Annotated in this window: 27 protein-coding genes; 17 read left to right on the forward strand and 10 right to left on the reverse strand. The window is 68.1% G+C overall.

Annotation, left to right across the window (positions count from 1 at the left end; translation table 11 throughout):
* Nucleotides 1-217 precede the first annotated feature (217 nt).
* The gene (locus GVY39_RS25605; RefSeq protein WP_159929127.1) at nt 218-841 is read left to right on the forward strand and encodes a TetR/AcrR family transcriptional regulator; all 624 of its coding nucleotides are present in this window, start codon (nt 218-220) and stop codon (nt 839-841) included.
* 224 nt (nt 842-1065) lie between these two features.
* Here the strand turns inward: GVY39_RS25605 and GVY39_RS25610 are convergent, their stop codons facing one another.
* The 6 genes from GVY39_RS25610 to GVY39_RS25635 form a co-directional block, all read right to left on the reverse strand.
* The gene (locus GVY39_RS25610; protein WP_159929125.1) at nt 1066-1755 is read right to left on the reverse strand and encodes a hypothetical protein; all 690 of its coding nucleotides are present in this window, start codon (nt 1753-1755) and stop codon (nt 1066-1068) included.
* Nucleotides 1756-1870: 115 nt separating this feature from the next.
* Nucleotides 1871-2734 carry a sirohydrochlorin chelatase gene (locus tag GVY39_RS25615; protein ID WP_159929123.1) on the reverse strand — a complete coding sequence of 288 codons (864 nt, stop codon included), beginning with the start codon at nt 2732-2734 and terminating at the stop codon, nt 1871-1873.
* Nucleotide 2735: 1 nt separating this feature from the next.
* Entirely contained in the window at nt 2736-4031 is a 1296-nt protein-coding gene (locus GVY39_RS25620) for a sulfate adenylyltransferase subunit 1 (RefSeq protein ID WP_159929121.1), read from the reverse strand.
* 1 nt (nt 4032) lies between these two features.
* Nucleotides 4033-4965 (reverse strand): sulfate adenylyltransferase subunit CysD, encoded by a 933-nt coding sequence (gene cysD / locus GVY39_RS25625; RefSeq protein WP_159929119.1) that lies wholly within the window; start codon nt 4963-4965, stop codon nt 4033-4035.
* 181 nt (nt 4966-5146) lie between these two features.
* Nucleotides 5147-5863 carry a phosphoadenylyl-sulfate reductase gene (locus GVY39_RS25630; RefSeq protein ID WP_159929117.1) on the reverse strand — a complete coding sequence of 239 codons (717 nt, stop codon included), beginning with the start codon at nt 5861-5863 and terminating at the stop codon, nt 5147-5149.
* 20 nt (nt 5864-5883) lie between these two features.
* Nucleotides 5884-7698, reverse strand: a complete 1815-nt coding sequence (locus GVY39_RS25635) for a nitrite/sulfite reductase (RefSeq protein WP_159929115.1) — start codon at nt 7696-7698, stop codon at nt 5884-5886.
* A gap of 429 nt (nt 7699-8127) precedes the next feature.
* On the opposite strand from GVY39_RS25635, the gene GVY39_RS25640 reads away from it, so the two are divergent.
* The 3 genes from GVY39_RS25640 to GVY39_RS25650 all read left to right on the forward strand — a co-directional run bounded on the left by GVY39_RS25640 (nt 8128) and on the right by GVY39_RS25650 (nt 10440).
* On the forward strand, nt 8128-8535 hold the full coding sequence (locus GVY39_RS25640; RefSeq protein WP_159929113.1) for an SgcJ/EcaC family oxidoreductase: 408 nt from the start codon (nt 8128-8130) through the stop codon (nt 8533-8535).
* A gap of 286 nt (nt 8536-8821) precedes the next feature.
* Nucleotides 8822-10030, forward strand: coding sequence for a radical SAM family heme chaperone HemW (gene hemW / locus GVY39_RS25645; protein ID WP_159929102.1), 1209 nt, complete (start codon nt 8822-8824; stop codon nt 10028-10030).
* A 194-nt stretch (nt 10031-10224) separates the two neighbouring features.
* Nucleotides 10225-10440, forward strand: coding sequence for a hypothetical protein (locus GVY39_RS25650; RefSeq protein ID WP_159929100.1), 216 nt, complete (start codon nt 10225-10227; stop codon nt 10438-10440).
* A gap of 192 nt (nt 10441-10632) precedes the next feature.
* On the opposite strand, the gene GVY39_RS25655 is transcribed toward GVY39_RS25650, so the two are convergent.
* Nucleotides 10633-10803, reverse strand: coding sequence for a hypothetical protein (locus GVY39_RS25655; protein WP_159929098.1), 171 nt, complete (start codon nt 10801-10803; stop codon nt 10633-10635).
* Nucleotides 10804-11018: 215 nt separating this feature from the next.
* Here GVY39_RS25655 and hrcA point away from each other — a divergent pair, with 215 nt between their 5' ends.
* The 3 genes from hrcA to GVY39_RS25670 all read left to right on the forward strand — a co-directional run bounded on the left by hrcA (nt 11019) and on the right by GVY39_RS25670 (nt 14094).
* Entirely contained in the window at nt 11019-12050 is a 1032-nt protein-coding gene (gene hrcA / locus GVY39_RS25660; protein ID WP_159929096.1) for a heat-inducible transcriptional repressor HrcA, read from the forward strand.
* A gap of 151 nt (nt 12051-12201) precedes the next feature.
* Nucleotides 12202-13353 carry a molecular chaperone DnaJ gene (gene dnaJ, locus GVY39_RS25665; protein ID WP_159929094.1) on the forward strand — a complete coding sequence of 384 codons (1152 nt, stop codon included), beginning with the start codon at nt 12202-12204 and terminating at the stop codon, nt 13351-13353.
* Nucleotides 13354-14094, forward strand: a complete 741-nt coding sequence (locus tag GVY39_RS25670; RefSeq protein WP_159929092.1) for a 16S rRNA (uracil(1498)-N(3))-methyltransferase — start codon at nt 13354-13356, stop codon at nt 14092-14094. It begins immediately after the preceding gene.
* 120 nt (nt 14095-14214) lie between these two features.
* Here the strand turns inward: GVY39_RS25670 and GVY39_RS25675 are convergent, their stop codons facing one another.
* Nucleotides 14215-15471: an MFS transporter gene (locus tag GVY39_RS25675; protein WP_159929090.1), complete on the reverse strand. Its 1257-nt coding sequence runs from the start codon at nt 15469-15471 to the stop codon at nt 14215-14217.
* A 99-nt stretch (nt 15472-15570) separates the two neighbouring features.
* Here GVY39_RS25675 and GVY39_RS25680 point away from each other — a divergent pair, with 99 nt between their 5' ends.
* The 8 genes from GVY39_RS25680 to GVY39_RS25715 all read left to right on the forward strand — a co-directional run bounded on the left by GVY39_RS25680 (nt 15571) and on the right by GVY39_RS25715 (nt 22233).
* On the forward strand, nt 15571-16473 hold the full coding sequence (locus GVY39_RS25680) for a LysR family transcriptional regulator (RefSeq protein ID WP_159929088.1): 903 nt from the start codon (nt 15571-15573) through the stop codon (nt 16471-16473).
* Between the two features lie 156 nt (nt 16474-16629).
* Nucleotides 16630-17691: a PhoH family protein gene (locus GVY39_RS25685; RefSeq protein WP_159929145.1), complete on the forward strand. Its 1062-nt coding sequence runs from the start codon at nt 16630-16632 to the stop codon at nt 17689-17691.
* A 62-nt stretch (nt 17692-17753) separates the two neighbouring features.
* Nucleotides 17754-18308, forward strand: a complete 555-nt coding sequence (gene ybeY / locus GVY39_RS25690; protein WP_159929086.1) for an rRNA maturation RNase YbeY — start codon at nt 17754-17756, stop codon at nt 18306-18308.
* Nucleotides 18305-19669: a hemolysin family protein gene (locus tag GVY39_RS25695; protein ID WP_159929084.1), complete on the forward strand. Its 1365-nt coding sequence runs from the start codon at nt 18305-18307 to the stop codon at nt 19667-19669. The genes ybeY and GVY39_RS25695 overlap by 4 nt, the downstream gene beginning before the upstream one ends.
* A complete protein-coding gene (locus tag GVY39_RS25700; RefSeq protein ID WP_159929074.1) occupies nt 19666-20052 on the forward strand; it encodes a cytidine deaminase in 387 nt (128 codons plus the stop codon). The genes GVY39_RS25695 and GVY39_RS25700 overlap by 4 nt, the downstream gene beginning before the upstream one ends.
* Nucleotides 20045-20962: a GTPase Era gene (gene era / locus GVY39_RS25705; protein WP_159929072.1), complete on the forward strand. Its 918-nt coding sequence runs from the start codon at nt 20045-20047 to the stop codon at nt 20960-20962. The genes GVY39_RS25700 and era overlap by 8 nt, the downstream gene beginning before the upstream one ends.
* A gap of 218 nt (nt 20963-21180) precedes the next feature.
* Entirely contained in the window at nt 21181-21582 is a 402-nt protein-coding gene (locus tag GVY39_RS25710; protein WP_159929070.1) for a PPOX class F420-dependent oxidoreductase, read from the forward strand.
* A gap of 90 nt (nt 21583-21672) precedes the next feature.
* Entirely contained in the window at nt 21673-22233 is a 561-nt protein-coding gene (locus GVY39_RS25715) for a GNAT family N-acetyltransferase (RefSeq protein WP_159929068.1), read from the forward strand.
* On the opposite strand, the gene GVY39_RS25720 is transcribed toward GVY39_RS25715, so the two are convergent.
* Entirely contained in the window at nt 22212-23549 is a 1338-nt protein-coding gene (locus GVY39_RS25720) for a DNA-binding transcriptional regulator (protein ID WP_159929066.1), read from the reverse strand. The two genes, GVY39_RS25715 and GVY39_RS25720, sit on opposite strands and share 22 nt — an antisense overlap.
* 228 nt (nt 23550-23777) lie before the next feature.
* Between GVY39_RS25720 and GVY39_RS25725 the strand changes: the two genes are divergently transcribed.
* Complete coding sequence (locus tag GVY39_RS25725; protein WP_159929064.1) at nt 23778-24257, forward strand: DNA-directed RNA polymerase subunit beta; 480 nt, start codon at nt 23778-23780, stop codon at nt 24255-24257.
* Nucleotides 24258-24261: 4 nt separating this feature from the next.
* On the forward strand, nt 24262-24480 hold the full coding sequence (locus tag GVY39_RS25730; RefSeq protein ID WP_159929062.1) for a hypothetical protein: 219 nt from the start codon (nt 24262-24264) through the stop codon (nt 24478-24480).
* A gap of 120 nt (nt 24481-24600) precedes the next feature.
* Here GVY39_RS25730 and GVY39_RS25735 read toward each other — a convergent pair whose 3' ends face one another.
* Nucleotides 24601-25164: a hypothetical protein gene (locus tag GVY39_RS25735; protein WP_240679472.1), complete on the reverse strand. Its 564-nt coding sequence runs from the start codon at nt 25162-25164 to the stop codon at nt 24601-24603.
* Nucleotides 25165-25410: the final 246 nt, after the last annotated feature.

A 25410-nucleotide genomic window follows, 5' to 3' on the forward strand; every position in this document is an offset into this window, starting at 1 on the left:
CGTTGGCCCGGCGCCTGGTCGACGTGCTGTGGGCACTGCTGCGCGACAACCGCCCCTTCGACACCCAGCCCCCGAGCATCAACGGAATCCGAGCTGCGGCTTGACATGGTCATTGAGATTCCTTCGGATAGTGGGAAACAAAACGCACGATCGTTCGTTCAATTAACGTACGACCATACGTTCGTATGTGCAATGGCGGAGTGGAACAATGACCTGTATGACCAAGTCCGTCACCGCAGGCGGTCAGCCTCGCGACACCGATCAGCGCCTGGCCAAAGGGGCGCGGGCACGGGCGTCGATCGCTCGCCGCGCCGCCGACGTGGCGTCCGTGGAAGGGCTCAACGGCATCAGCATCGGCCGACTGGCCACGGATCTGGGGCTCAGCAAGAGCGGGATCGCGACCCTCTTCGGCAGCAAGGAGAGCTTGCAACTCGCGGCGGTCGGATCCGCGCGGCAGGTCTTCATCGACGCGGTCATCACGCCGAGCCTGAGCGAGCCCGCGGGACTACCGCGCCTGCGCGCCTTGGTCGAGCGCTGGTTCGGCCAGGTGACCGACCCGGCATTCCCCGGCGGGTGCTTCCGGGTGGCGACCCTCGCCGAATTCGACAGCAAGCCGGGACCGGTGCGCGATGCCATCGCCGAAGACCGTCGGGACTGGCTCGCGTGGCTGGTGAAGGAGATTCACCGTACTCAGGAGCAGGGGCATCTCGGCGGCCGCGCCGCCGATGCCGTCGCGTTCGAATTGGATGCGGTCATCGCCGCGGCGCACAACGCACGGCAGTTGGGTGACGAGCGGGGCGTCGCCACCGCGCGCGCCATAGTCGACGACCTGCTCGGTTGAGCCGCCACCGCTCGACTCGTGGTGGACGCGCCGCCGCGGAGGCATGAAATGGCCCTACGGGCCGTCGTCCGCCGATCCCATCTGCGAGGTGACCAGGCCAGCCCCTCGGAGTTGGATGGCGTCGAGTCGGCGCAGGCGAGTGCCTTGCCCTCGTGAGTTGGCAACGGCGTCGGCCGCCGGTAGCGCAAGGCACCAGTGGCGTCACCACCGCATGCGCCGACCCGCTAGCCGCTCGGCGTCCCGTTGACCAGGTGGTCCAGGTAGGAGCCCGGGATCGGGGACAGTTCGACGCCGTCCGCGTCCACGATGTGCGGGCGGATGGTGCCGGTCGGGGTCATGCCGGGGCTCTCGATCAGCACCGTGGTCGAGACCGGCAGCGCGAAGAACTGCACCGCGAATGGCATGGCGGTGGCCAGTTCCAGCAGGGTGGTGTAGTACGACGAGCGGTGTGCGTGGTCTTCGAAGCACTCGACCGACCAGCCGGAGAACTCCGGGTCGTCCGGCTCGGTGCGGGCCAGAACCAGCACGGGCGACTCGAGCCCGCACGACGAGACGATCGCCTGCTGGTCCTCGCCCGGAAAGTCGAGGCGCTCGGCCAGGCCTACGCCTGCCGCCACCTCGCGCTGGTACCAGACGTCGCGCAGCGTGCGATCGACCTGCTCGACCCAGGTCTGCGCATCGGCGCGTTCGGCCAGCCCCAGCGTGCCGTCGTCGCGCCCGCGCACCCGGATCAGATTCCAGCCGATCCGGATCGTCTCACCGGGGTGATACCGCGTGCCCTCCGCCACAGAGGATTCCAAGTAGGACAGCAGCCAGCTCTCCATGCCCGGCAACTGCGTCTCGGTGATCACGACGGTGAACTCGGGATGTCCGTGGCTGGCGCAGGAGGTGGTGCGGAAAGACGTTTCGGCCATCCCGAGTTCCTAGCATCAGTGTCCGTCGGACGCGCGCGTGGGTCGGCGCGGACGATTCGGAAGCAAGCGTGTCCGCGATCATCCGAGACCGGAAGACTTCTCCGAGAACGTCCGGTCAGGCAGAAAGCGCGCGGGTCTGCGCGATCGCCGCGTGATAGCGGTCCAAGATGACCTGGGTGAGGGCCGGATGCGCGCCGAGAACGTCCGCGTGGATGGCCTGCGGCGCGGCGTCGGCCAGGCGATCGGTCAGCAGTCCCGGTGCGAGGAACCACGGCGCGATCAGCACCTGGTCCGCGCCGCGGGCGCGTAGTCGCGAAATCGCCTCGGTCACCGACGGTTCGGTGGTCGCGAAGCAGATCTCGGTGTGCCAGCCGGTGCGGGCGCGCAGGCGGGTGGCGACTTCGGCGGTCCGGGTGTTGGCGGCGGTCGACGACGATCCGACCGCCGCGACCGCGACACCGAGACGCCGGCCCCCCGAGAGGTGCCCGGCCTCGCCACCGGCGGCGAGTACCCGGTCGCGCAACGCCTCGATCAGCCCGGGGCCCGCGCCGAGCACGTCGGCCTGGGTCAGGCGCAGCCCGAGATGACGGGCGCGGGCCGCGGCCAGCAGGCCGGGCAGGTCGACCCTGGCGTGGAAGGCGCTGCCGAGCAACAGCGGGGTAACCACCGCGTGCGTGTGTCCCTCGGCGGCGACCGCAGCCACGACCTGTTCGACCGACGGGGCGGTGAGATCGAGGAACGCCGTCCGGACGTCGAGATCCGGCCGAGCGACCGCCACGGCGGCGACCACCTCCGCGACGGTCGCCGCCGAGCGTGGATCGCGACTGCCGTGAGCGACCGCGATCAGCGCGGGCGGCCGTGGGCTGTCACCGAGTACCGCCGGTGGGCGACCGAGCCGGGCTGTCGCGGAACCCGAGCGGCCCGGTGCGCTCGCGCGCACGACCGGCAAGGCGCCGGAAAGAGCTCGCGACACAGCCATGTCAGGCTCCGGCGCCGACCTCGACGGCGGACAGCACGTCGCCGACCAGACCGGCCGCCAGCGTATTCCCGCCGGCCGGGTCGATCAGCAGGAAACTGCCGGTGTGCCGGTTCGCCCGGTAGTCGTCGGCCGGGATCGGCTCGGCGACCCGGACCGAGATGCGCCCGATGTCGTTGAGTGCCAACGACTCCGGGTTGGGATCGGCCGCCAGGCGCTGCTCGTCGAAACGCTCCAGCAGCGTGCCGACGATCGCCTGGGTGGTCCGGGTGCCGTGCTTGAGCAGCAGTCGCGCGCCGGGGCGCAGCGGCTTGTCACCCAGCCAGCACACGGTGGCGTCGAAGGCATCGACGGGCTCGGGCGCGTCGGCGGTCGAGGCGATGATGTCGCCCCGGGAGATGTCGACATCGTCGGCCAGGATGAGCGTGACGCTGCGTCCGGCCTGCGCCACCGCGAGCTCGCCGTCGGGGGTGTCGATCCGCTCCACGGTCGTACGGATGCCCGAAGGCAGCACCACGACCTCGTCGCCCGGAGCGACCGCGCCCGCGGCGATCTGCCCTGCGTAGCCGCGGTAGTCCGGGTGCTCCGCGGTGCGCGGGCGGATCACGTACTGCACCGGGAACCGCAAGCCCAAAGCGTGATTGCCGGTGCTGTCGGCGTCGACCGGCACCGATTCCAGATGCTCGATGAGCGAGGGGCCGTCGTAGTAGGGGGTGTTGTCCGAGCGGGTGGCGATGTTGTCGCCGTGCAGCGCCGAGACCGGGATCTCCAGCACGTCCTCGCTCGACCAGCCCAGTGTGCGGGTGAGCTCGTTGAACTCCGCGGAGATCGCGGCGAACACGCCGGCGGCGTCGTCCACCAGATCGATCTTGTTCACCGCGAGCACCAGCTTCGGCACACCCAGCAGCGCGAGCACGGCGGCATGCCTGCGGGTCTGCTCGATGACGCCCTTGCGCGCGTCGACGAGCAGGATCACCAACTGCGCGGTGGACGCGCCGGACACGGTGTTGCGGGTGTATTGTACGTGCCCGGGGGTGTCCGCGAGCACGAACGAGCGGCGCGGAGTGGCGAAGTACCGGTAGGCGACATCGATGGTGATGCCCTGTTCGCGTTCCGCGCGCAGCCCGTCCACGAGCAGCGACAGATCCGGTGTGGCCAGACCTTTGTCCACCGACGCGCGGGTGACGGCGTCGATCTGGTCGGCCAGAACGGATTTCGTGTCGTAGAGCAGGCGTCCGACCAGAGTGGACTTGCCGTCGTCGACAGAACCGGCGGTGGCCAGCCTCAATAGGTCGGACATGTCAGAAATAACCCTCTCGCTTGCGGTCTTCCATCGCGGCTTCGGAAACCCGGTCATCACCACGGGTCGCGCCACGTTCGGTCAGTCGGGACGCGGCGACCTCGGCGAGGATCGCCTCGTTGTCGGCCGCGTCGGAAAGAATGGCGCCGGTGGAGGACCCGTCGCCCACGGTGCGGTAGCGCACCGACCGGGTCTCCAGCACTTCGCCGTCGCGCGGGCCGCCCCACACGCCGGGCGTCATCCACATGCCGTCGCGCAGGTACACCGGACGCTCGTGCGTGTAGTAGATGCTCGCCAGATCGATGTCCTCGCGCGCGATGTAGCGCCAGATGTCCAGTTCGGTCCAGTTGCTCAGCGGGAACACGCGCACGTGCTCGCCCGGCGCGTGGCGTCCGTTGTACAGGTTCCACAGCTCGGGGCGCTGCCGCTTCGGATCCCACTGGCCGAACGCGTTGCGCAGCGAGAAGATCCGCTCCTTGGCGCGCGAGCGCTCCTCGTCGCGGCGGCCACCGCCGAACACGGCGTCGAAACGGTGCTCGCTGATCGCGTCCAGGAGGGGAACGGTCTGCAGCGGGTTGCGGATCCCGTCGGGGCGCTCGGTGAGCCTGCCGTCGGCCAGGTAGTCCTCCACCTTCGCCACGTGCAGGCGCAAGCCGTAGCGCTCGACGACCTTGTCCCGGAACTCGAGCACTTCGGGCAGGTTGTGCCCGGTGTCCACGTGCAGCAGCGCGAACGGCAGCGGAGCGGGCCAGAACGCCTTCAGCGCCAGATGCAGCAGCACGGTGGAGTCCTTGCCGCCGGAGAACAGGATCACCGGCCGCTCGAACTCGCCCGCCACCTCACGGAAGATGTGGATCGCCTCGGACTCCAGCGCGGCGAGGGTGTCGAAATCGCTGATGCCGAGATGGCGTTCGCGTCGAATGGTTTCGGTCATGGTGTCTCCTCCGGGCCCTGACTCGGTCATGCTGTGTTCTTTTCTGCATGCCCGAGGGGCCCTGCGTGGTTACGCTGGCTGCCTCCTCCGGGCCATGACTCGGTCATGCTGTGTCTATTCGTGCATGCCCGAGGGGGCCCTGCGTGGTTACGCAGGCTGCCTCCTCCGGGCCCTGACTCGGTCATGCTGTGTGCAACCCGCACTCGGTCTTGGCGAGACCGGCCCAACGCCCGCTGCGTGGATCGGCTCCCGGCTCCGGCTTCCGGGTGCACGGAGCGCAGCCGATGGACGGGTACCCCTCCTCCACCAGGGGATTGACGAGGATGCCGTGCTTTTCGATGTAGTCCTGCATCTGCTCGTCCGACCACGGCGCGATCGGGTTGATCTTCACCAGTCCGAAACCCTCGTCGAACGAGATCAGCGGTGCGTTCGCCCGGGTCGGGGCCTCCACCCGGCGGATGCCGGTGACCCAGGCGTTGTATCCGGCCAGCGACTTCTGCAGCGGGACGACCTTGCGCAACCGGCAGCACTCGTTCGGCTCGCGGGCGAACAGATCCTTGCCCAGCAGCTGATCCTGTTCGGCCACTGTATGTTCCGGCCGAACGTCGACCACGTTCACTCCGTACACGGCCTCCACCGCGTCGCGGGTGCCGATGGTCTCGGCGAAGTGGTAGCCGGTGTCCAGGAACAGCACGTCAACGCCGGCGCGGATTCCCGCGGCCAGGTGCACCAGCACGCCGTCCTGCATGTTGGAGGCCACGATGTAGTTCGTGCCGAAGGTGTCCTCGGTCCACTGCAAGAGTTCGGTCGCCGACGCGCCGTCCAGTTCGGCGGCCCCGCGCTCGGCGATGGCACGGAGCTCGTCCTCGGACAGCTTCTCCACGAGTTCGGTGGTCACAGTTGATCTCCCGTCGACACTTATCTGAGGTCGGCCTCGTCGGCGCGGACCGCCCACTGGGCGAACCGTTCGCCATCCGCACGGTGTTTGACGAAGTTGCGCACCACCCGCTCGACGTAGTCGCCGAGTTCCTGGGTGGTCACCTTGTGCTGACGCAGCTTGCGCCCGAAAGCGCTGTCGAAGCCGAGGCTGCCACCGAGGTGAACCTGGAAGCCCTCCACCTGATTCCCGGCGCCGTCGTCGACCAGCTGGCCCTTGAACCCGATGTCGGCGATCTGCGAGCGGGCGCAGGAGTTCGGGCAGCCGTTGATGTTGATCGTGATGGGAACGTCCAGCTGCGCGTTCAGATCCGCAAGCCGCTCCTCCAGCTCCGGCACCAGCGCCTGGGACCGCTTGCGGGTCTCGGCGAAGGAGAGCTTGCAGAACTCGATGCCCGTGCAGGCCATCAGGTTGCGCCGCCACAGCGAGGGCCGCGCCTGCAGGCCGAGGGGCTCCAGCTCCTCGATCAGCGCGTCGACCTGGTCGTCGGGAACATCGAGCACGATCAGTTTCTGGTACGGGGTGAATCGGACGCGATCGGAGCCGATCCGCTCGACCGCGTCGGCGACCTTGGTCAGGACGGTGCCCGACACCCGGCCCGCGATGGGGGAGAAGCCGACGGCGTTGAGCCCGTTACGCAGCCGCTGCACGCCGACGTGGTCGATCGGCTTGGTCGGCTGCTGCGGCGCGGGGCCGTCGATCAGCTTGCGCTTCAGGTACTCGTCTTCCAGCACCTGGCGGAACTTCTCGATGCCCCAGTCCTTGATCAGGAACTTCAAGCGCGCCTTCGTGCGCAGGCGGCGGTAGCCGTAGTCACGGAACAGCGACACGACGGCTTCCCAGACGTCGGGCACCTCCTCCAGCGGCACCCATACGCCGACCCGCTTGGCGAGCATCGGGTTGGTGGACAGGCCGCCGCCGACCCACAGATCCAGACCGGGGCCGTGTTCGGGATGCACCACGCCGACGAACGCCACATCGTTGATCTCGTGCACCACGTCCTGCTGGCCGGAGATCGCGGTCTTGAACTTGCGCGGCAGGTTGGAGTACTCCTTCTTGCCGATGTAGCGGCGCACGATCTCCTCGATCGCGGGCGTCGGGTCGATGACCTCGTCCAGCGACTCGCCCGCGAGCGGGGAACCGAGCACCACGCGCGGGCAGTCGCCGCACGCCTCGGTGGTCTTCAGGCCGACCGCTTCGATCCGCTTCCAGATCTCGGGGACGTTCTCCACCTCGATCCAGTGGTACTGCACGTTCTCCCGGTCGGACAGATCCGCGGTGTCCCGGGCGAACTCGGTGGAGATCTGCCCGAGCGTGCGCAGTTGCGCGACATTCAGCGCACCCCCGTCGCAGCGCACGCGCATCATGAAGTACTTGGCCTCGAGCACGTCGATGTTCTCGTCACCGGTCCAGCTGCCGTCGTAGCCCTGCTCGCGCTGGGTGTACAGACCCCACCAGCGGAACCGGCCGCGCAGATCGCCCTTGTCGATGCCGTCGAATCCGGTCTTGGCGTAAATGTTCTCGATCCGGGCGCGGACGTTGAGCGGGTTGTCGTCCTTCTTGGACTGTTCGTTCGGGTTCAGCGGTTCGCGGTAGCCCAGCGCCCACTGGCCCTCGGCCTTGCGGCGCACCGGCTTGCCGGTGCGGGCGCGCGGTCCCGTGGAAGTCGCCTCGGGACGCGGGCGGTCCGGGCGGACCCGGCGTTCGGATGCCGGGCGTTCGGGGCGCGCGCGGGGCCCGGGCTCGGATCCGGGCGTGGGCTGATCGGTCGGACCGGCGTCGGTGCTCGACGTCATGGGGTCGCTCCTGCGGGGTGGGTGGTACATCCTGCTGAGGGCGTGAGGGGCTGACTCACACCTGCGGTGTCAGCGGGCCGATGGAGTCGGGATCGCCGGAGGCCGGGGATCGGGCGCGCTGAACTACCGGAGGGAACCGGACAGACAGCAGGCGCTACAGACGCGCTTGTAATCGACGTGGCGACGTGCCACAAGTCGTACTCCCAAAGCGCGCATGCGGCCCATTGTGCCACGTCAGCGCTGGCCTTCCGACCCCGCATCCGGTATTCCCCGCATCTTGGCGGGAAATTCCCTGGACGCTCGACCCGGTTTGTGACGGCTGTCATAGTTCGCGCGCCGAACCGGGCGCGTGATACGTCCGCTGGGTCGTCAGTGAGACCGCGCACGCCGCTTGACCTCGAGTCAGCTCGAGGTAGGAGGCTGGCCACCATGAGTACACCAACTGTCGACACCGCCGCCGAGATCGAAGCCATCCGCGCGGTGGTCGCCACCGTGGAACACGTTCAGCGCACCGAGTCGGTCGAGGAATTCGCGGCTCTGTTCCGCGAGGACGCGATCTGGACCACCGGGCACGGCAAGCGCCTCTTCGGGCGCGCCGCCATCGCCGAGTTCACCGCCGCGGTGCTGCCCGGGTCCGGTGCGCACGGCAAGGCGACCTACGAAGTCGAGCACGTCTTGTTCATCCGCCCCGACGTCGCGGCGGTCAAGGTGCGCCAGCGCTACTTCACCCCCGCGGGCGACCTGGACAGGGAAGGCACCCCGATGTATGTGATGTCCAAGGAGGACGGCCGCTGGGTGCTCACCGCCAACCAGAACACTCCCATCGTGACGGACTGACCCGGTCGCTAGCCGCGCGAAGGGTCAGCCGACGGTGCGCCGCGCTCGCCGAGGAGAAGGCGCGGCGGTTCGATCGCCGCGCGCTTCCCGTGGCCGGCGATGTCGGCGACTGGTCACGGTGCGCCTGGTCTGCGCTGCGGGCCGATCACCGGGCCGATCACCGGGGTGATCCCACGGATACGAGGGTCGGGTGCTCGGTGAGCGCATCGGTCGCAACCGGAGACTCGCCGACGCCCGGCGGAGTCCCGGACGTCGGCGTGAACACCGTGGCGTTCACACTGGACAGGTGAGTTCTTCCGCCGCGTCCGCGAGCACCGATACGTCCGCACCGGTGGTGCGTGACTTCGGCCACGGGCCGTTCGGGATCTACGTGCACGTGCCGTTCTGCGCGACGCGGTGCGGTTACTGCGACTTCAACACCTACACCGCGGGTGAGCTCGGCAGCTCGGCCTCGCCGCAGTCGTGGTCGACGGCGTTGCGCGGCGAGCTGGCGACCGCGGCGCGGGAGTTCGCGGCGCTGCCCACCGCGACACCGGAGGTGTCCACCGTGTTCGTCGGCGGGGGAACGCCCTCGCTGCTGGGCGGCGACGGTCTGGCCGCGGTGCTGGACGCGGTGCGCGGCGAGTTCCGCCTCGCCGCCGACGCCGAGATCACCACGGAATCCAATCCGGAATCCACCTCGCCGGAGTTCTTCCGGCGCATCCGGGAGGCCGGGTTCACGCGGGTGTCGCTGGGCATGCAGTCCGCCGCGGAACACGTGCTGAGGGTGCTCGACCGCACACACACCCCCGGCCGGGCGGTGGCCGCGGCGCGGGAAGCGCGTGCCGCCGGCTTCGAGCACGTCAATCTGGATCTGATCTACGGGACGCCGGGCGAGCGCGACGCCGATCTCGACGCCAGCCTGGACGCGGTGCTCGACGCCGGTGTCGACCACGTCTCGGCCTATTCGCTGATCGTGGAGGACGGCACCGCGCTGGCCCGGCGCGTGCGCCGCGGCGAACTGCCCGCGCCCGACGACGACGTGCTCGCCGCGCGCTACGAACGGATCGACGCCCGGCTCCGCGCGGCCGGGCTCGACTGGTACGAGGTCTCGAACTGGGCCGCAGGCGCGGCGGCGGTCTGCCGGCACAATCTCGGCTACTGGGACGGCGGCGACTGGCTGGGCGCCGGTCCCGGCGCGCACAGCCATGTCGGGGGAGTGCGGTGGTGGAACGTCAAACACCCCGCGCGATACGCGGACCGAGTCGGCCAGGGCGGTCTGCCCGCGGCCGGATGGGAAGCGCTCAGCGACGACGAGCGGTACACCGAACGAGTCATGCTCGCCGTGCGGTTGCGCACCGGCCTGCCCCTGGCGGATCTGGCGTCCTCCGCCATCGCCGCGGTGGGCCGGGTGGTCGCCGACGGCCTGGCCCTGCGCACCGACGACGACCGGCTCGTCCTCACCGATCGCGGCCGCCTCCTCGCCGACGGTGTCGTCCGCGAATTGCTCGACTGATGCGCGCCACTCGAGGCGGTATGCACACCGGCCTCGCGAAAAGCAACTGGCCCAATGGATCGCGAGCGTTTGCGCTTCCTGTCGGACGAGCCCGATTCCGCACCACCGTTCGGTGGTCCGGCGAACCGCGCATTCCATTCCGGTACCGCGTTGCCCACCGGCCGCGTAGTCTGCGACCAACCCCAAGGAGACAAATGGCGTCGGCACGACACATCACTCTTATCCATGAGCCGGGCGAGTTCGCGGTGGCGCGGGCAGCGGAGAGAGCGGAGAATGCGCGCCAATGCGCCGTCGCCGCCCGCACCGTGGCCAGCTACGCGCAGAACGCCGCTGACTGCGAGTCGCTGCTGGCGATGCTCGGTCTCGACGCCCTGGCGGGCAAGCAGGCGAAAGTCGGCGACTGCGGCTGACCGCTACGGCTGGTCCACGACCGCCGCGGTCCTGTGTCATTTCGGTAGCCAGAGCTCCGTACGCGGTGCGAAAGCGCCGGACGGAATGCGACGGATCTCCGATGTCGACGGATCCTGAATACCTCAGCGCCGCGCGATCATGATGATCGTGCGGCGCTTCGGTTCCGGCCTGGTCAGCGCGGCGCACCTGCTTCAGCCGCTGACTGATGATCCGCTGCTCGAGGCGGTACTCCGCTCCGGGCAGATCTTGTAGAGCTGCCGAATCATGTTGTCCGCCTTGGCGATATGTTCCGCGCCGCGTTCGTTATCGACCAGGTCGGGCAGGACGGAGGCGCTGAGCGGGGAAAGCGGGATGTCGGACACGCGTCGCTGGTCCCCCGACCCGGCGCCGTGGCTCGCGGTGGTCGGAGCCGCTGACCGTCGCGCCGAGCGGTGCGTTGCCGAGCGGCGATCCGGCTGCCGACAATTAGACTGGATCGACAGACCACCCGGGATTCGCCTGCGATGAGGTGGGCGATGAGGTGGGCCGTCTGCGCCGGCTACGGCGAGACCGGAGAGTCAGCGAGGAGGTGGGGCCGATGTCGAGCACCGAGGATCGGCGCTTCGAGGTCCTGCGCGCGATCGTCGCGGACTATGTCGCGACCAAGGAGCCGATCGGGTCGAAGACGCTGGTCGAGCGGCACAATCTGGGTGTTTCCAGCGCGACGGTGCGCAACGACATGGCGGTGCTCGAGGCCGAGGGCTACATCACACAGCCGCACACGAGTTCCGGCCGGATCCCGACGGACAAAGGCTATAGGCAGTTCGTGGACCGGATCTCGGAGGTGAAGCCGCTGTCGGCGGCGGAGCGCAGGGCGATCATGGAGTTCCTGGAGTCGGGCGTCGACCTCGACGACGTGCTGCGCAGGGGCGTCCGCTTGCTGGCCCAGCTGACCAGGCAGGTCGCCGTCGTGCAGTACCCCACGGTCTCGGCGTCCACGGTGCGTCACATCGAGGTGGTCGCGCTCAATCCCGCGCGCCTGCTGCTGGTGGTGATCACCGACACCGGCCGCGTCGATCAGCGACTGGTCGACCTCGGCGCCGTGATCGACGACGAGGATCTGGCCGCGCTGCGCGGCATGCTCGGCGGCGCCATGGACGGCAAACGCCTGGCCTCGGCCTCGGCGGCGGTCGCGGAGCTGCCCGAGCGCGCGCCGGTGCGGCTGCGCGACGTGCTGGTGCGGGTGTCCACGGTACTGGTGGAGACGCTGGTGGAACATCCCGAGGAACGATTGGTGCTCGGCGGCACCGCCAACCTCACCCGCAACGCCGCCGACTTCGGCTTCCCCGGCTCCTTGCGGGCGGTTCTGGAGGCGCTGGAGGAGCAGGTGATCGTGCTCAAGCTGCTCGCGGCGGCCCAGCAGCCGGGGACGGTCACGGTCCGCATCGGCGAGGAGACGCAGGTCGAGCAGATGCGCGGGACGTCTGTTGTGTCGACCGGCTACGGCGCGGCGGGAGCGGTGCTCGGCGGTATGGGTGTGCTGGGCCCGACGCGGATGGACTATCCCGGCACGATCGCGTCGGTCGCGGCCGTCGCCCGATACATCGGCGAGGTCCTCGCCGAGCGCTGACCTGAACACCGGTCGGCGATGCCACTGCTACGCTCGACCCTTCGGGCGGATAAAGTTGAGTGCACAAGACTAATGCTGTTGTCGGCGCGTTTCGAATCCGGCGCGGGCACCGGCGGCACTGTCGAGAACGACCAAGGACTAGAGAACTCAAGTGGCACGGGACTACTACGGACTGCTCGGCGTCGCGAAGAACGCGACCGATCAGGAGATCAAGCGGGCATACCGCAAGCTGGCGCGTGAGCTCCACCCCGACGTCAACCCCGACGAGGCGGCGCAGGCCAAGTTCAAGGAAGTGTCGACCGCCTACGAGGTGCTGTCGGATCCGGAGAAGCGGCGCATCGTCGACATGGGCGGCGACCCGATGGAATCCGGCGCGGGCGGGGCCGGCTTCAACGGCGCGGGCTTCGGCGGGCTCGGCGACGTGTTCGAGGCGTTCTTCGGCGGCATGAGCGGGACGACCGGCGCGCGCAAGCCGCGTGGCCGGGTTCAGCCGGGCGCCGATTCGCTGATCCGCACCCGGCTCAGCCTGGCCGAGTGCGCGGTCGGCGTGACCAAGCACCTCACCGTGGACACCGCGATCCTGTGCGACATCTGCCAGGGCTCGGGTACCAACGGTAACTCCAAGCCGGTGCGCTGTGAGACCTGCGGCGGCGCGGGCGAAGTCCAGTCCGTGCAACGATCCTTCCTCGGCCAGGTGCTGACGTCGCGCCCGTGCCCCACGTGCCGGGGCGCGGGCGAGACCATCCCGGACCCGTGCCACAAGTGCGGCGGTGACGGCCGGGTGCGCGCGCGCCGCGAGATCGCCGCGCCGATTCCCGCCGGCGTCGCGAACGGCATGCGGGTGCGGCTGGCCGCGCAAGGCGAGGTCGGCCCGGGTGGCGGTCACGCGGGTGACCTGTACGTGGAGATCGTGGAGCAACCGCACGACGTCTTCGTCCGCGACGGTGACGATCTGCACTGCACCATCCGGGTGCCGATGGTCGACGCGGCGCTGGGCACCACCGTGGTGATCGACACCATCCTGGACGGTCCGACCGAGTTGACCATTCCGGCGGGCACCCAGCCCGGCGAGATCTCGGTGCTGCGCGGTCACGGCATGCCGCGGCTGCGCTCCGGCGCGCGCGGCGATCTGCTCGCGCACCTGGACATCGTGATCCCGGCCAAGCTGGACAGCAAGCAGACCGAACTCCTGCGCAAATACAAGGGAATGCGGGACCGCGAGCGCGCCGAGGTGATGTCGGCGCAGTCCGAGCACAACAGCGGCCTGTTCGCGCGGCTGCGGGCCTCGTTCAGCGGACGCTAGGTGGCCGCGACGGTCTTCTACCTCGACGAGGTGCCCCAGCCGGGCGCGGTCGCGGTGCTCGACGGCCCGGAAGGCAGGCACGCCGCCACGGTGCGCCGCATCCGGGTCGGCGAGCCGATCACCCTCTCCGACGGGCGCGGTGTGCTCGCCGAATCGGAAGTCGTCGCCGCGTACCGTGACCGGCTCGAGCTCGCGGTGCGCGACCGGGTGCTGGCGGCCCCGCAGGCGCCGCCGGTGACCGTCGCGCAGGCGCTGCCGAAGTCCGACCGTTCGGAGCTGGCGGTCGAGCTGATGACGGAGGCGGGCGCCGACGCCGTCATCCCGTGGCAGGCCGCGCGCTGTGTCGCGAACTGGGAGGGCAAAGCCGCCAAAGGCGTCGGCAAATGGCGGGCCGCCGCCCGCTCGGCCGCCCGTCAGTCCCGCCGGGCCTACATCCCCGAGGTCGCCGACCTGCACCGCACCAAGGACCTGCTGGAGGTGGTCCGCACGGCGAAGGCCGACGGCGCGATCATCGCGGCGCTGCACGAGTCCGGCACGGCCCGCTTCACCGAACTGCCCTTCGCCGACGCGACCGGAATCGTCCTCGTGGTGGGCCCGGAAGGCGGGCTGGACGACACCGAACTCACCGCCCTGGCCGAGGCGGGCGCGGACGTGACTCTGCTCGGTCCGACGGTGCTGCGTACCTCCACCGCGGCAGCGGTCGCGCTGGGCGCTCTAGGCGCCCTGACCCCGCGTTGGTGAACTCGGTATCCGAGTCGCGGAGAACGATCACAGCCTTCACCTGGGCAACCGACTCGGCAGCGGCCCGCGAATACGCGCACGGCCAGATAGTTCGGCCGCGGTGTCCCGGGACATCTCGGCTCAGCGGTCAAGCCTCGACCGGCGACGATTCCCGCGCGGGATTCGTGTGCATGGTCTGCGCGCGCGGCGCTGCGATCGGTGCGATACCCACAGCAACAGTGCCGCGATGACCATCAGCGCACCGATGCCGCAGGTCAGGCCGAGCCACTCCGCGCGGGCGTAGACGATGCCTGCCGCACCGCCGACGACCGCGCTGCCGAGGTAGTAGGCGAACAGATACAGCGACGAGGCCGCGCCCCGATTGCCTTGCGCCATCGCGCCCACCCATGCGCTTGCCGCAGTGTGCGCACCGAAGAATCCCGCGGTGTAGAGCAATACGCCGAGGAGCGCGGTGCCGAGGTGGTCGGGAATCGTCACCACGAGCCCGATCGTCATCAGGCACAGCGACACGGTGAGCACCCACTGCCTGCCGATCCGGTCGGTCAGCCGACCGGACGCCGCCGACGCCGCGGTGCCGGCCAGATACAGCACGAACACCAGCCCCACCAGTGCTTCCGGCAACCCGAACGGCGCGGCCGTCAGCCGGTAGCCGAGATAGTTGTACACCGAGACGAATCCACCCATCAGGACGAACGCCAGCCCGAACAGCGCGAGCAACCCGCGATGACGCAACTGGCTCCCGAGATCGCCGAGTACCGTGCGCATTCCGGCGGGCCGCGGCACGAAGCCGCGAGACGGCGGCAGCCACCGGAGGAACCACACCGTGCAGCCGGCGGCGGCGATCGCGGCCACTGCCTGCGCCCACCGCCAGGACGCCAGGTCCAAGGTGAACGCCGGAATCAATCGCCCGGCCAGCCCACCGATCGTGGTGCCTGCCACGTAGACGCCCATCGCGGTGCCCAGCCCGTCCCCGCCGATCTCCTCCGCCAGATAGGCCATCGCCACGGCGGGCACGCCCGCCAGCGCGATGCCTTGCAGCGCTCGTCCGGTGAGCAGCAACTCCAGCGACGGGCTCAGCGGTAGCAGCAATCCGATCGCCGCCGCCGCGATCGCGGAGCCGGTCATCACTTCGGTCCGGCCGATCCGGGACGAGAGTGCGCTCACCGGGATGATCGCCAGCGCGAGGAAGCCGGTGGTGAGCGATACCGCCAGCGCCGCCCGCGCAGGCGTCGCGCCGAACGCGGCCGAGAGGCTCGGCAGCAGAGCCTGGGCGCTGTACATGGAGGCGAAAGTCGTGAGACCGGCCGCGAACAGCGCGGTGGTGATCCTGCGTTCGTGGGCGACGTCCGTTGCCGCTGCGCTGCGCTCGGTGGTCATGGCTCCTCCTTTCGTTCAGCATCATCAGCCGTTTTTCGGAAAGGAAATGAATAATAGGAAGCAATTCGATGCTTGTGAGACATATAGGGAGGTAGGGCGATGCTCGGCGAGGATCTGGAGTGGTTCACGACACTCGCCGAACTGGAGCGGGTGGGTGCCGCAGCCGATCGGTTGCACCTCGCCCAGCCCACTCTGTCGCGCATGCTGGCCCGGTTGGAGCGCCGGGTCGGTGTCGAACTGTTCGACCGGCGCGGAAAACGGATCGTCCTCAACGAGTTCGGGCGGATCTACTACGAGCATGCCCGTCGTGCGCAATCCGAGCTGGACGCGGCGAAAAAGGCTCTCGCCGATCGGGCCAATCCGGCAGGGGGAATCGTGCGGCTGTCCTTCCAGCACTCCTTCGGCGGATCACTGGTGCCGCAGCTGGTCAGCGGCTTCCGGCGGATCTCCGGCCGGATCACGGTGACACTGTGGCAGGGGGCGGCCGAAGCGGTGACCGAGCGGGTGCTCGCGGGCGAAGCGGATCTGGGCATCGTCTCGCCCCGCCCCGCCGTCGCGGGCGTCGGCTGGCGCACCGTGCTGCGGCAGCCGCTGGTGCTGGCGGTGCCGCCGGAGCATCGGTTGGCCGGACGGCGGCAGGTCCGGCTCGCCGAGGTGGCCGACGCGGAGTTCGTCACGATGCACCACGGATTCGGGATGCGGCGCATCTTCGAGGAACTGTGCGCGGCCGCGGATATCCGGCCGCGGATCGCGTTCGAGTCGAGCGACCTCGTCACGGTGGCCGGGCTGGTGTCGGCGGGACTGGGCGTGGCGATCCTGCCGGGCGAGGACCCGCTGTCCGCTGGGCCGCTGTCCGGCCCGGTGACGGTGCCGCTGGCGGACGCGGGCGCCGCGCGCGCCGTCGGGTTGGTGTGGCCCGCCGCGGTGACGCCACCGGACGCCGTGCGGCGCTTCCGTGACTTCACGGAGGATTGGGCAGGGCGACGTGGGGGAATCCCATGAGGGTCCGGCCCCGCCGGAGGCCTTATTCACTGGGCGCTGTCGGTGGGGCGCGTTAAACTTCTCTCCATACAGCAGCAGTCGAGACCGGAAAGCAGGCTATAGCCACTTTTGAGAACACAAGGCGAGATCGGCGACCCGGCCACCCCAGCGGCGGGCATCGGCGCCGGCGACATCGGTTCGGGTCCCGCAGCGCGCACCGTGCGCTCGAGTATCGAACTCGCTCCCGAATCCGTGTTCCCCTTCCTCGGTTCGGCCGACCAGAACCTTCGTGAACTGGAGACGCTGCTCGACGCGGACATCCACGTCCGTGGCAATTCCGTGACCCTCACCGGCAAGGCGGCCGATGTCGCGCTCGCCGAGCGGGTCATCGAGCAGCTCGTCGCGCTCACCGGCCGCAACCGCGTGGTGACTCCGGAGGCGGTGCGGCATACGGTATCGATGCTCACCGAGGGCTCCAGTGAGTCTCCCGCGGAGGTGCTCAGCCTGGACATCCTGTCCCGGCGGGGCAAGACCATCCGGCCCAAGACGCTGAACCAGAAGCGCTACGTCGACGCGATCGACGCCAACACGATCGTGTTCGGCATCGGCCCCGCCGGTACCGGCAAGACCTACCTGGCGATGGCCAAGGCGGTCCAGGCGCTGCAATCCAAGCAGGTCAACCGGATCATCCTCACCCGTCCCGCGGTCGAGGCGGGGGAGCGTCTGGGCTTTCTGCCCGGCACGCTGAACGAGAAGATCGATCCGTACCTGCGCCCGCTCTACGACGCCCTGCACGACATGATGGATCCGGAGGCCATTCCCAAGCTGATGGCGGCCGGAGTCATCGAGGTCGCGCCGCTGGCCTACATGCGCGGTCGCACCCTGAACGACTCGTTCATCATTCTCGACGAGGCGCAGAACACCACCGCCGAGCAGATGAAGATGTTCCTCACCCGCCTCGGGTTCGGATCGAAGATCGTGGTGACCGGCGACGTGACCCAGGTCGATCTGCCCAGCGGCGCCCGCTCGGGTCTGCGTGCCGCCAGCGAGATCCTCACCGAAATCGAAGACATCCACTTCGCGGAGCTGACCAGCAGCGACGTGGTCCGCCACCGGCTGGTCTCGGACATCGTGGACGCCTACGACCGCTTCGAAGCCGAGACGCGCCCGCCGGTCGCTTCGCATTACGGCGGCAACCGGGCCCAGCGCCGCGCGGCGAGCCGGGCGGACCGGCGCTAACTCGTCTCGCCGGACGAGGCTCCGCTCCGGCGACACGATCGCCGGGATCGTAGGCTATTCGGGTGAGCATCGAGATCGCCAACGAGTCGGGTATCGACGTGCCCGAAGAAGAGCTGGTCAGCGTCGCGCGGTTCGTGATCGCCCGGATGGACGTGCACCCGGCCGCGGAGCTGTCGATGGTGCTCGTGGATCTCGACACCATGGCCGACCTGCACATGCGCTGGATGGACCTGCCCGGCCCGACCGACGTCATGTCCTTCCCGATGGACGAGCTCGAACCGGGCGGGCGGCCCGACAGCCCCGAACCCGGCCCGTCCATGCTCGGCGACATCGTGTTGTGCCCGGAGTTCGCCGCCGGGCAGGCGCGCAAGGCGGGTCATTCCCTCGATCAGGAACTCGCCTTGCTCACCGTGCACGGCGTGCTCCACCTGCTCGGCTACGACCATGCCGAGCCGGAGGAGGAGAAGGAGATGTTCGCGCTGCAGGCCCGGCTGCTCGAGGAGTGGTACGAGAGTCTGCGCGAGGCTCGGCGGCGGGCAGAGCTCGCCGAACGCGACGCGCGGTTGCTGGGCAAGGCGGGCTTCACCACACCGGGTGACTCCCTGGGTCCCGCGTGAATTCCCTGACCCTCGTTCTGCTCGCGGTCCTGCTCATCTCGGTGGGTGGGGTGTTCGCCGGTGTCGATTCCGCCCTGAACACGATCTCACCGGCTCGCGTCGAGGACTTGGTGCGCGCCGAGCGGTCCGGTGCGGTGCGGCTGAGCCGGATCGTCGCCGACCGGGCGCGGTATGTGAATCTGATGGTGCTGCTGCGTATTCTGTGCGAGATCGGCGCCACGGTGCTGCTGGCGGCGGGCCTGATGACGGTCTGGGCGAAGAACTGGGCGTTGCTGGTCACCGCGCTGGTGATGGTGCTGGTGTCCTATGTCGTGATCGGTGTCGGCCCACGCACGCTGGGTCGTCAGCACGCCTACTCCATCGCGCTGGCCGCGGCGTTGCCGTTGCAGTTCATCGGCGCGCTGCTCGGTCCGCTGAGCAGGCTGCTGATTCTCCTCGGTAACGCCATCACTCCGGGTAAGGGTTTCCGCAACGGCCCCTTCGCCTCCGAGATCGAGCTGCGCGAGGTGGTCGAGATGGCCAGTGAACGCGGCGTGGTGGCCGACGACGAACGACGGATGATCCAGTCGGTCTTCGAGCTCGGCGACACACCGGCGCGGGCGGTGATGGTGCCGCGCACGGAGATGGTCTGGATCGAAGCGGACAAGACCGCGGCTCAGGCGATGTCGCTGGCCGTGCGTTCCGGGCATTCGCGCGTCCCGGTGATCGGCGAGAACGTCGACGACATCCTCGGCGTGGTCTATCTGAAAGACCTTGTGCCGTACGCCGATCGCAGCCGCAAGGTGCGGGTGCGCGAGGTGATGCGGCCCGCGGTGTTCATGCCCGATTCCAAACCGCTGGACAGCCTGCTCGACGAGATGCAGCGCAGGCGTAACCACATGGCGTTGCTGGTGGACGAGTACGGCGGCATCGCGGGTCTGGTGACCATCGAGGACGTGCTGGAGGAGATCGTCGGTGAGATCGCCGACGAGTATGACACCGACGAGACCCCGCCCATCGAGGATCTCGGCGACGGCCGCTACCGTGTGTCGGCCCGGCTGCCGGTGGAGGATCTCGGGGAGCTGTACGGGCTGGAGATCGATGAGGAGGACGTCGACACCGTCGGCGGCCTGCTCGCGCACGAGCTGGGCCGGGTGCCGCTGCCCGGGTCGAAGATCGAGGCGCACGGGCTCGTGCTGCGCGGTGAGGGCGGCGCGGACGCGCGGGGCCGGGTGCGGGTGAACACGGTAGTTGTGCGCAAAGCGCGCGAGAAGGTCCCCGCCGGGAAGACCAACGGCGACAATCCCAATGGCAAGCGTAAGGCCAACGGATCGGAGCGGGAGATCCCGGCCGATCGCGACGAGGACGGAGACACCGAATGACCGAACTGGACGCGGAGGACAACAAGCTGGTCGTGCTGGCCCGCGGCGCGCTCGGCCGCACCGGAGGGGCGAGCGGAGCGGCGATCCGTGACACCGACGGCCGTACTTACGCCGCCGGCGAGGTCACGCTGACCGCGTTGCGCCTGACGGCGCTGCAAGCCGCCGTCGCCGCCGCGTTGTCCAGCGGGGCGGAGGGATTCGAGGCGGCCGTGGTGGTCGGCGGGCGGTTGTCCGACTTCGGCGTGGCCGCGGTTCGCGAGGTTTCGGCCGAGACGCGGATCATCTTCACCGATCGCGACGGCGCGGTGTTCGAGGTCGTCGACGACTCCGCGGACGCGGCCGACGCGGTCAGCGCCGAGTCCGGCGAGGTGCGCGGTGGCTGACACGCGGCAGAAGGACGAATTCCGTTCCGGCTTCGTCTGTTTCGTCGGTCGTCCGAACACCGGAAAATCGACGTTGACCAACGCTCTGGTGGGCGCGAAGATCGCGATCACCTCCTCGCGCCCGCAGACCACCAGGCACACGATTCGCGGTATCGTGCACCGCGAGCACGCGCAGTTGATCCTGGTCGACACCCCCGGCTTGCACCGCCCGCGCACCCTGCTCGGTCAGCGCCTCAACGACCTTGTGCGCGATACGTATTCGGAAGTCGACGTGATCGCGCTGTGCATCCCGGCGGACGAGAAGATCGGTCCGGGCGACCGGTGGATCGTGCAGCAGATCAAGCAGATGGCGCCGAAGACGACGCTGCTCGGTGTGGTCACCAAGATCGACAAGGTGAGCCGCGACCAAGTCGCCCAGCAACTGGTCGCCGTCTCCCAGCTGCTCGGTCCGGAGTCCGACGTGGTGCCGGTTTCGGCGGTCAAGGGCGAGCAGGTGGATGTCCTCGTGGACGTCATCGCCTCGAAGATGCCCGAGGGTCCGGCCTTCTACCCCGACGGCGAACTCACCGATGAGCCCGAGGAAACGCTCATGGCCGAGCTCATCCGCGAGGCCGCGCTCGAGGGCGTCCGCGACGAGCTGCCGCATTCGCTCGCCGTCGTCATCGAGGAGGTCCTGCCCTACGAGGACCGCGAGGACATGCTCGACGTGCACGCCCTGCTCTACGTCGAGCGGCCCAGCCAGAAGGCCATCGTCATCGGTAAGGGCGGTTCCCGGCTGAAGGAAGTCGGCACCAACGCCCGCAAGCAGATCGAACACATCCTCGGCACCCGGATCTACCTGAATCTGCACGTGAAGGTGGCCAAGGACTGGCAGCGCGACCCCAAGCAGCTGGGCAAACTGGGTTTCTGAGCGCATCCGTAGTGACCTGAAGCTGTCAGATCTCTGCTGGGAGTGCTCGAACGATCACGTACTGCGTGTGGTCTTCGAGACTTGTCATGTCGAATTGTCCATCCCGGTCGGTTATTGCCGGCGCGACGATGAGTTCTCCGCGCCCGCATCGTCATAACTCGTACCGGGCCGCCGAGTGTGCGCACCGGACCAGAGGAACATGAACCGAAGGAAGACTGATGGCGCAGTTGACGGACAAGGTACGAACGCTGTTCGACGGCAAGAACTTCGCTGTATTGTCCACGCTCGAACCGGACGGTAAGCCGCATTCGACCGTGATGTGGGTCAAGCGCGACGGAGACGACATCGTATTCGCGCTGCCGAAGAGTCGCCGCAAGGTAGTCAACTTGAGCCGGGATCCCAGGGCGGCTGTCGTGATCTTCGATGCCGCCAGTCCCTACGACAGCGTTCAGGTGCAGGGCACCGCGTCACTCGAAGACGATCCGGACGGTGTGCTGATCGCTGAGCTTTCGCACAAGTACACCGGCGGACCCTACCCTGGGTTCGCCGGGCCGAACCCGCAGTGGGTCACCGTAAGAGTCACCGTCGACAAGGTCGCCACAACGTGGCAGGAACCATAACCGTGACGCGATTTCGCGGCGGCCATCGAGAGCGATGTTTGGGTTCTAGTTCTCTGCCATGTTCGCCGGGTCGAATCTATGGTCGGGTCCATGAAGGACGACGCAACAGCGGTTCGGCTCGGAATCGCCGAGGACGCACGGCACTACTTCGATGCGATCTGCGAGCTGTATGACGAAGCGTTCTCGGCACCTCCGTTCGTTTGGCCGGAGACCGAGTCGCAGCGTCATCGAGAGATGCTCAACGACATGATCACAAAGCCGGGTTTCGGCATCGCTCTAGCTGAATCATCAGACGCCCTAGTCGGATTCGTGTACGGAACCACCCTGACCACCGATACCGGTTGGTGGGAGGGGTTCCAGCAGCAGGTATCTCCGGACGTCACGCGTGAATGGCCTGGTAGGACCTTCGCTGTGATCGATCTCGCCGTTCAGAGGTCGGCGCGTCGACACGGCATCGGCCGCCGATTGCTGGACATTCTGCTCGATAGCCGATCCGAGCAGCGGGCGACGCTGGCAGTCCAGCCGCAGGCGGAAGACACCCAAGCGTTCTACCGGGCGATCGGTGGATGGCACCTGGTAGGGCGGCAAGACACACCAGCGTTCGTATCACCGGAGTTCGACATCTACATTCAGGAGTTGAGGAGTCCGTAGTCCGCCAGCAATTGGTCGAGCTCGCGCACGCACAGCGCATCAGCCCATTGATCGAGGTCTGATCGCGCATCAGCAATCAGACCGATGAGCCGATCGGAACGGCACTCGGTAGCTAGACCGGCTGCCTTTCCGATACCTTCTGCGGCTTCATCGATCTCCCACCCGGCGATATGGGCATGCGCGAGGTCGATGTAGGCCAGTGCTCGATTCCGCATGAAGCCCTCATCGATGAGCGCGAGCGACGATTCGGCCGCATCCTGTGCCTCCGCCGCACATCCGAGCCGGTACATGCAGTCGCTGCGAAACGCCAGCGAAAGACCTGGGCCGTGGAAGTACGCGATAGAGTCCGTCTCTGGCCGGTCATCGTCCAGCATGACGTCGGCGGCATCGAGTGCCGCGACGCATGCCTGGTGACGTCCTGTGGAGGCGTAGGCGAACGCTGCGATATCGTCGGCGTAGGCGCGCAGCGGGCGATCATCGATGCTTTGTGCCCAGTTCTGCGCGGCCACCGCGTGATCGATCCCTATTCGTGGTGACCCACGCCAGGTAGCCAGGTAGCTCAGGTTGCACAGAACGAGGGCCACGAGTGCGTCGTTGCTCGCGTCGTGCGCGGATTCGCGGGCCTGCTCGTAGCTCGAATTCGCGGAACCGAAGTCGCACAGGTCGAATTGCATCCACCCGGCCAGCTGAGCGAGTTGGCTGTGCAGTGTCAGCAACCGCGGCCGCAAGTGGCCGGGCGCCTGCCGCAGCAGAGCGGACGTGATCACCTGCTGAGCGGCAACCATTGGAAGAACTGCGTGGGGGCCATAAAGGTTGTTCTGCGAACGCGCGATCGCCAGCGCAGCCTCGATGTGACCGACGGTCGCGTTGTCCACCCGGCCGGGCCGGATAAGCACTTCACCGACTCGACGTTGCTCATCCGGATCCAAGCCAGCCAAGATTGCGGCGACAGCGGGCAGCCCACCGGCAACGCCACCGAACAAAGAGAGCAATTCACGCCGATTCATCTCGACCCACGTTCGCAGTTCCGCGTCCAAAGGCGAGTGTAGGCGGGTCGGCGGCGAGAAAGTGGCGATCGCAGGCGCCATCGATGCGCCTTCGTTGTAGAACCGGTACGCCTGCTCGGGGCTGAGGCCTTCCAACACCGTGTCCATGGCGTCCGAGGACCGTGGGCTGAGCGCGGCTCGATCACCCTGCTGTTCCCACTTTCCGACCGTGCGCACCGCACGCCCGCAAACTGCCGCGAACTCCTCCTGTGTCAGCCGCATCGCTGTCCGAAGCGCCAGAACGTCAGCGCCGGTCCACTTGTCGATCATCGCTGGCCCCACCCTCACCTCGACGTGTCGAATACCGGAAGAGTAGGACCAAAATGCCTGCTGCGTACCTGTATTACGTCGCTTCGCCACCGGATGCTGGTGCTGCACCCAGTGCCGGGTCGATGTCGTTGCGCCCAACGGCACACCGGTCAGCTGTTAGCGGCTGAGCGGTGGCGCGTGCTCCTCGGCGCCGGGTGCTCATCACACCACGAGCAGGGAGATGCGGGGATGGGGTTGGAGGACACTCAGGTGCTGGTGCCGGTGCAGGCCGACACACCGTTGACGCGGTGCCACTTCTATCGTGAGACCTGCGGCCTACCGGCCAGAGTTCAACCCGAAATCGGAAGCATCATCGTGCCTGCGGGCAGCGTCGGCGCGATTACCATGCCTCATCAGCTCGGGGCTGCGGTGAAAGGCCGAATGCACGATTCGGGTGTGCGACTCGGGCCGATCGTTTCGCATCCACGCTCGAAACGATGGACTTTCCTGATCGTGCCGGACGTGCCGGACGAGAACCGGCTGTTCGCCGAATTGTTCCGGCTCAACGTTTCGGTGTCGCGCTTCGGCGCACAAATCGCATTGCCCTCACCAGGCGCGCGGCAGGCGGGATTCCGCGTCTGGGTGACACCACCACGCGACGCCTTCCGCCCATCCGGCATGGTCGTCATCGAGTCGATCCGAGCTTGCCGACCACAGCGCAGGCGGTGACGCCATGGACTCCCAATTGTCGCCGCGCCCCGAAGAAGACGACGTTCACCTGTCCATCCAATTCCACGATGTCCGTCTGGAGTTCGCCGCTTGCGCGACCGCGGCGTCGCGCTTCATACAGGACTGGCGTGCCTACCACTACCCGGACGCGGTAACCGTGGTCCCGGGCGACCCGGCCGGGCTACCACGTTTGCCGAACGAACGCCTTTACCTGGAGCCGTGACCACTGGGCCATTCGAGCGGCAACCACGGGCGCGAGCCGCGCAGGTAATGAAGGGAGAAGAACCGACGAGTCGCCTCATCCGCCCGCGTACGGTCGATCGGGGGACTGCTATTGCTCTGGTCATGTGGCGAGGAACGTTCTGATGGCTTCGTCGCTGGAGAGACGGTTGGCGCCCACGGTGACGTCGATCGCCGGGTAGTTTCTGCGCACGGCGTCGGCGATGGTGGTGAGGCGCTCGGCGACTACCGCGGGGTCGCGTAGCGACTCTTGCCGAATGCCCTCGAAGCCGGGGAACCCGTCGGCGACCAGGGTTACGTCGGGGTTGGAGATGATGTCGTCGTAGGTTTGGAATTCCACGCTGACGATCTTGGATGTGTCTACGCGGCCCGGGGTGGTGTATACGCGGTCGCTGACACCTTCGATGAAGTTGGCTGCCGAATGCCCCTCTTCTGCCATGGGATTCACCCGGATACGGTTGGCGTCGATACCCAGCACCATCCCCGCGGGATGGAACCGCATCGTGCCGTCCCGGACATCGGTCCAGCTCGTGATCGTTCCGTACACGCCGGCGATGTCACTGCCGTCGGTCAGGTAGACAACGTCTCCGGCGGTGCTGTGCGACGCTGTGCGTATATAGCCGTCCTCGGCTGCGGCTTCGTCGCCGCGAAAAGCCCTGGGAAACACTTGATCGACCTGCCACAGGCGTGCTCCGTTGTAGAAACGATCCGGCGGCGCGGACCCGGGTTCCGACAGCGGGCGGGGAAATGACGGGTCGCCGGTGTCGAAAGCGTGGCGCAACCCTCTGTCGGCGTGGGAAAGTGCTTCGGCAACACCCTGCGTTTCACGGGCGAAGGGCCTGACGCCGTGTTCGGCATCAGCTCTTGCAATCCTCGCGATTTCCCTGCTCAAGTGTTGGGCGAACTGGGCATA

The sequence above is a fragment of the Nocardia sp. CY15 genome (assembly GCF_009829295.1).
GTDB lineage: Bacteria > Actinomycetota > Actinomycetes > Mycobacteriales > Mycobacteriaceae > Nocardia > Nocardia sputi.

What these genes read in the sequence shown, in the direction of transcription:
- GVY39_RS25605 (WP_159929127.1), top strand. Translation starts at nt 218, where the DNA reads ATGACCAAGTCCGTCACCGCAGGCGGTCAGCCTCGCGACACCGATCAG.
- GVY39_RS25610 (WP_159929125.1), bottom strand. Translation starts at nt 1,755, where the DNA reads ATGGCCGAAACGTCTTTCCGCACCACCTCCTGCGCCAGCCACGGACAT.
- GVY39_RS25615 (WP_159929123.1), bottom strand. Translation starts at nt 2,734, where the DNA reads ATGGCTGTGTCGCGAGCTCTTTCCGGCGCCTTGCCGGTCGTGCGCGCG.
- GVY39_RS25620 (WP_159929121.1), bottom strand. Translation starts at nt 4,031, where the DNA reads ATGTCCGACCTATTGAGGCTGGCCACCGCCGGTTCTGTCGACGACGGC.
- cysD (WP_159929119.1), bottom strand. Translation starts at nt 4,965, where the DNA reads ATGACCGAAACCATTCGACGCGAACGCCATCTCGGCATCAGCGATTTC.
- GVY39_RS25635 (WP_159929115.1), bottom strand. Translation starts at nt 7,698, where the DNA reads ATGACGTCGAGCACCGACGCCGGTCCGACCGATCAGCCCACGCCCGGA.
- GVY39_RS25640 (WP_159929113.1), top strand. Translation starts at nt 8,128, where the DNA reads ATGAGTACACCAACTGTCGACACCGCCGCCGAGATCGAAGCCATCCGC.
- GVY39_RS25650 (WP_159929100.1), top strand. Translation starts at nt 10,225, where the DNA reads ATGGCGTCGGCACGACACATCACTCTTATCCATGAGCCGGGCGAGTTC.
- hrcA (WP_159929096.1), top strand. Translation starts at nt 11,019, where the DNA reads ATGTCGAGCACCGAGGATCGGCGCTTCGAGGTCCTGCGCGCGATCGTC.
- GVY39_RS25675 (WP_159929090.1), bottom strand. Translation starts at nt 15,471, where the DNA reads ATGACCACCGAGCGCAGCGCAGCGGCAACGGACGTCGCCCACGAACGC.
- GVY39_RS25680 (WP_159929088.1), top strand. Translation starts at nt 15,571, where the DNA reads ATGCTCGGCGAGGATCTGGAGTGGTTCACGACACTCGCCGAACTGGAG.
- GVY39_RS25700 (WP_159929074.1), top strand. Translation starts at nt 19,666, where the DNA reads ATGACCGAACTGGACGCGGAGGACAACAAGCTGGTCGTGCTGGCCCGC.
- GVY39_RS25710 (WP_159929070.1), top strand. Translation starts at nt 21,181, where the DNA reads ATGGCGCAGTTGACGGACAAGGTACGAACGCTGTTCGACGGCAAGAAC.
- GVY39_RS25715 (WP_159929068.1), top strand. Translation starts at nt 21,673, where the DNA reads ATGAAGGACGACGCAACAGCGGTTCGGCTCGGAATCGCCGAGGACGCA.
- GVY39_RS25720 (WP_159929066.1), bottom strand. Translation starts at nt 23,549, where the DNA reads ATGATCGACAAGTGGACCGGCGCTGACGTTCTGGCGCTTCGGACAGCG.
- GVY39_RS25725 (WP_159929064.1), top strand. Translation starts at nt 23,778, where the DNA reads ATGGGGTTGGAGGACACTCAGGTGCTGGTGCCGGTGCAGGCCGACACA.
- GVY39_RS25730 (WP_159929062.1), top strand. Translation starts at nt 24,262, where the DNA reads ATGGACTCCCAATTGTCGCCGCGCCCCGAAGAAGACGACGTTCACCTG.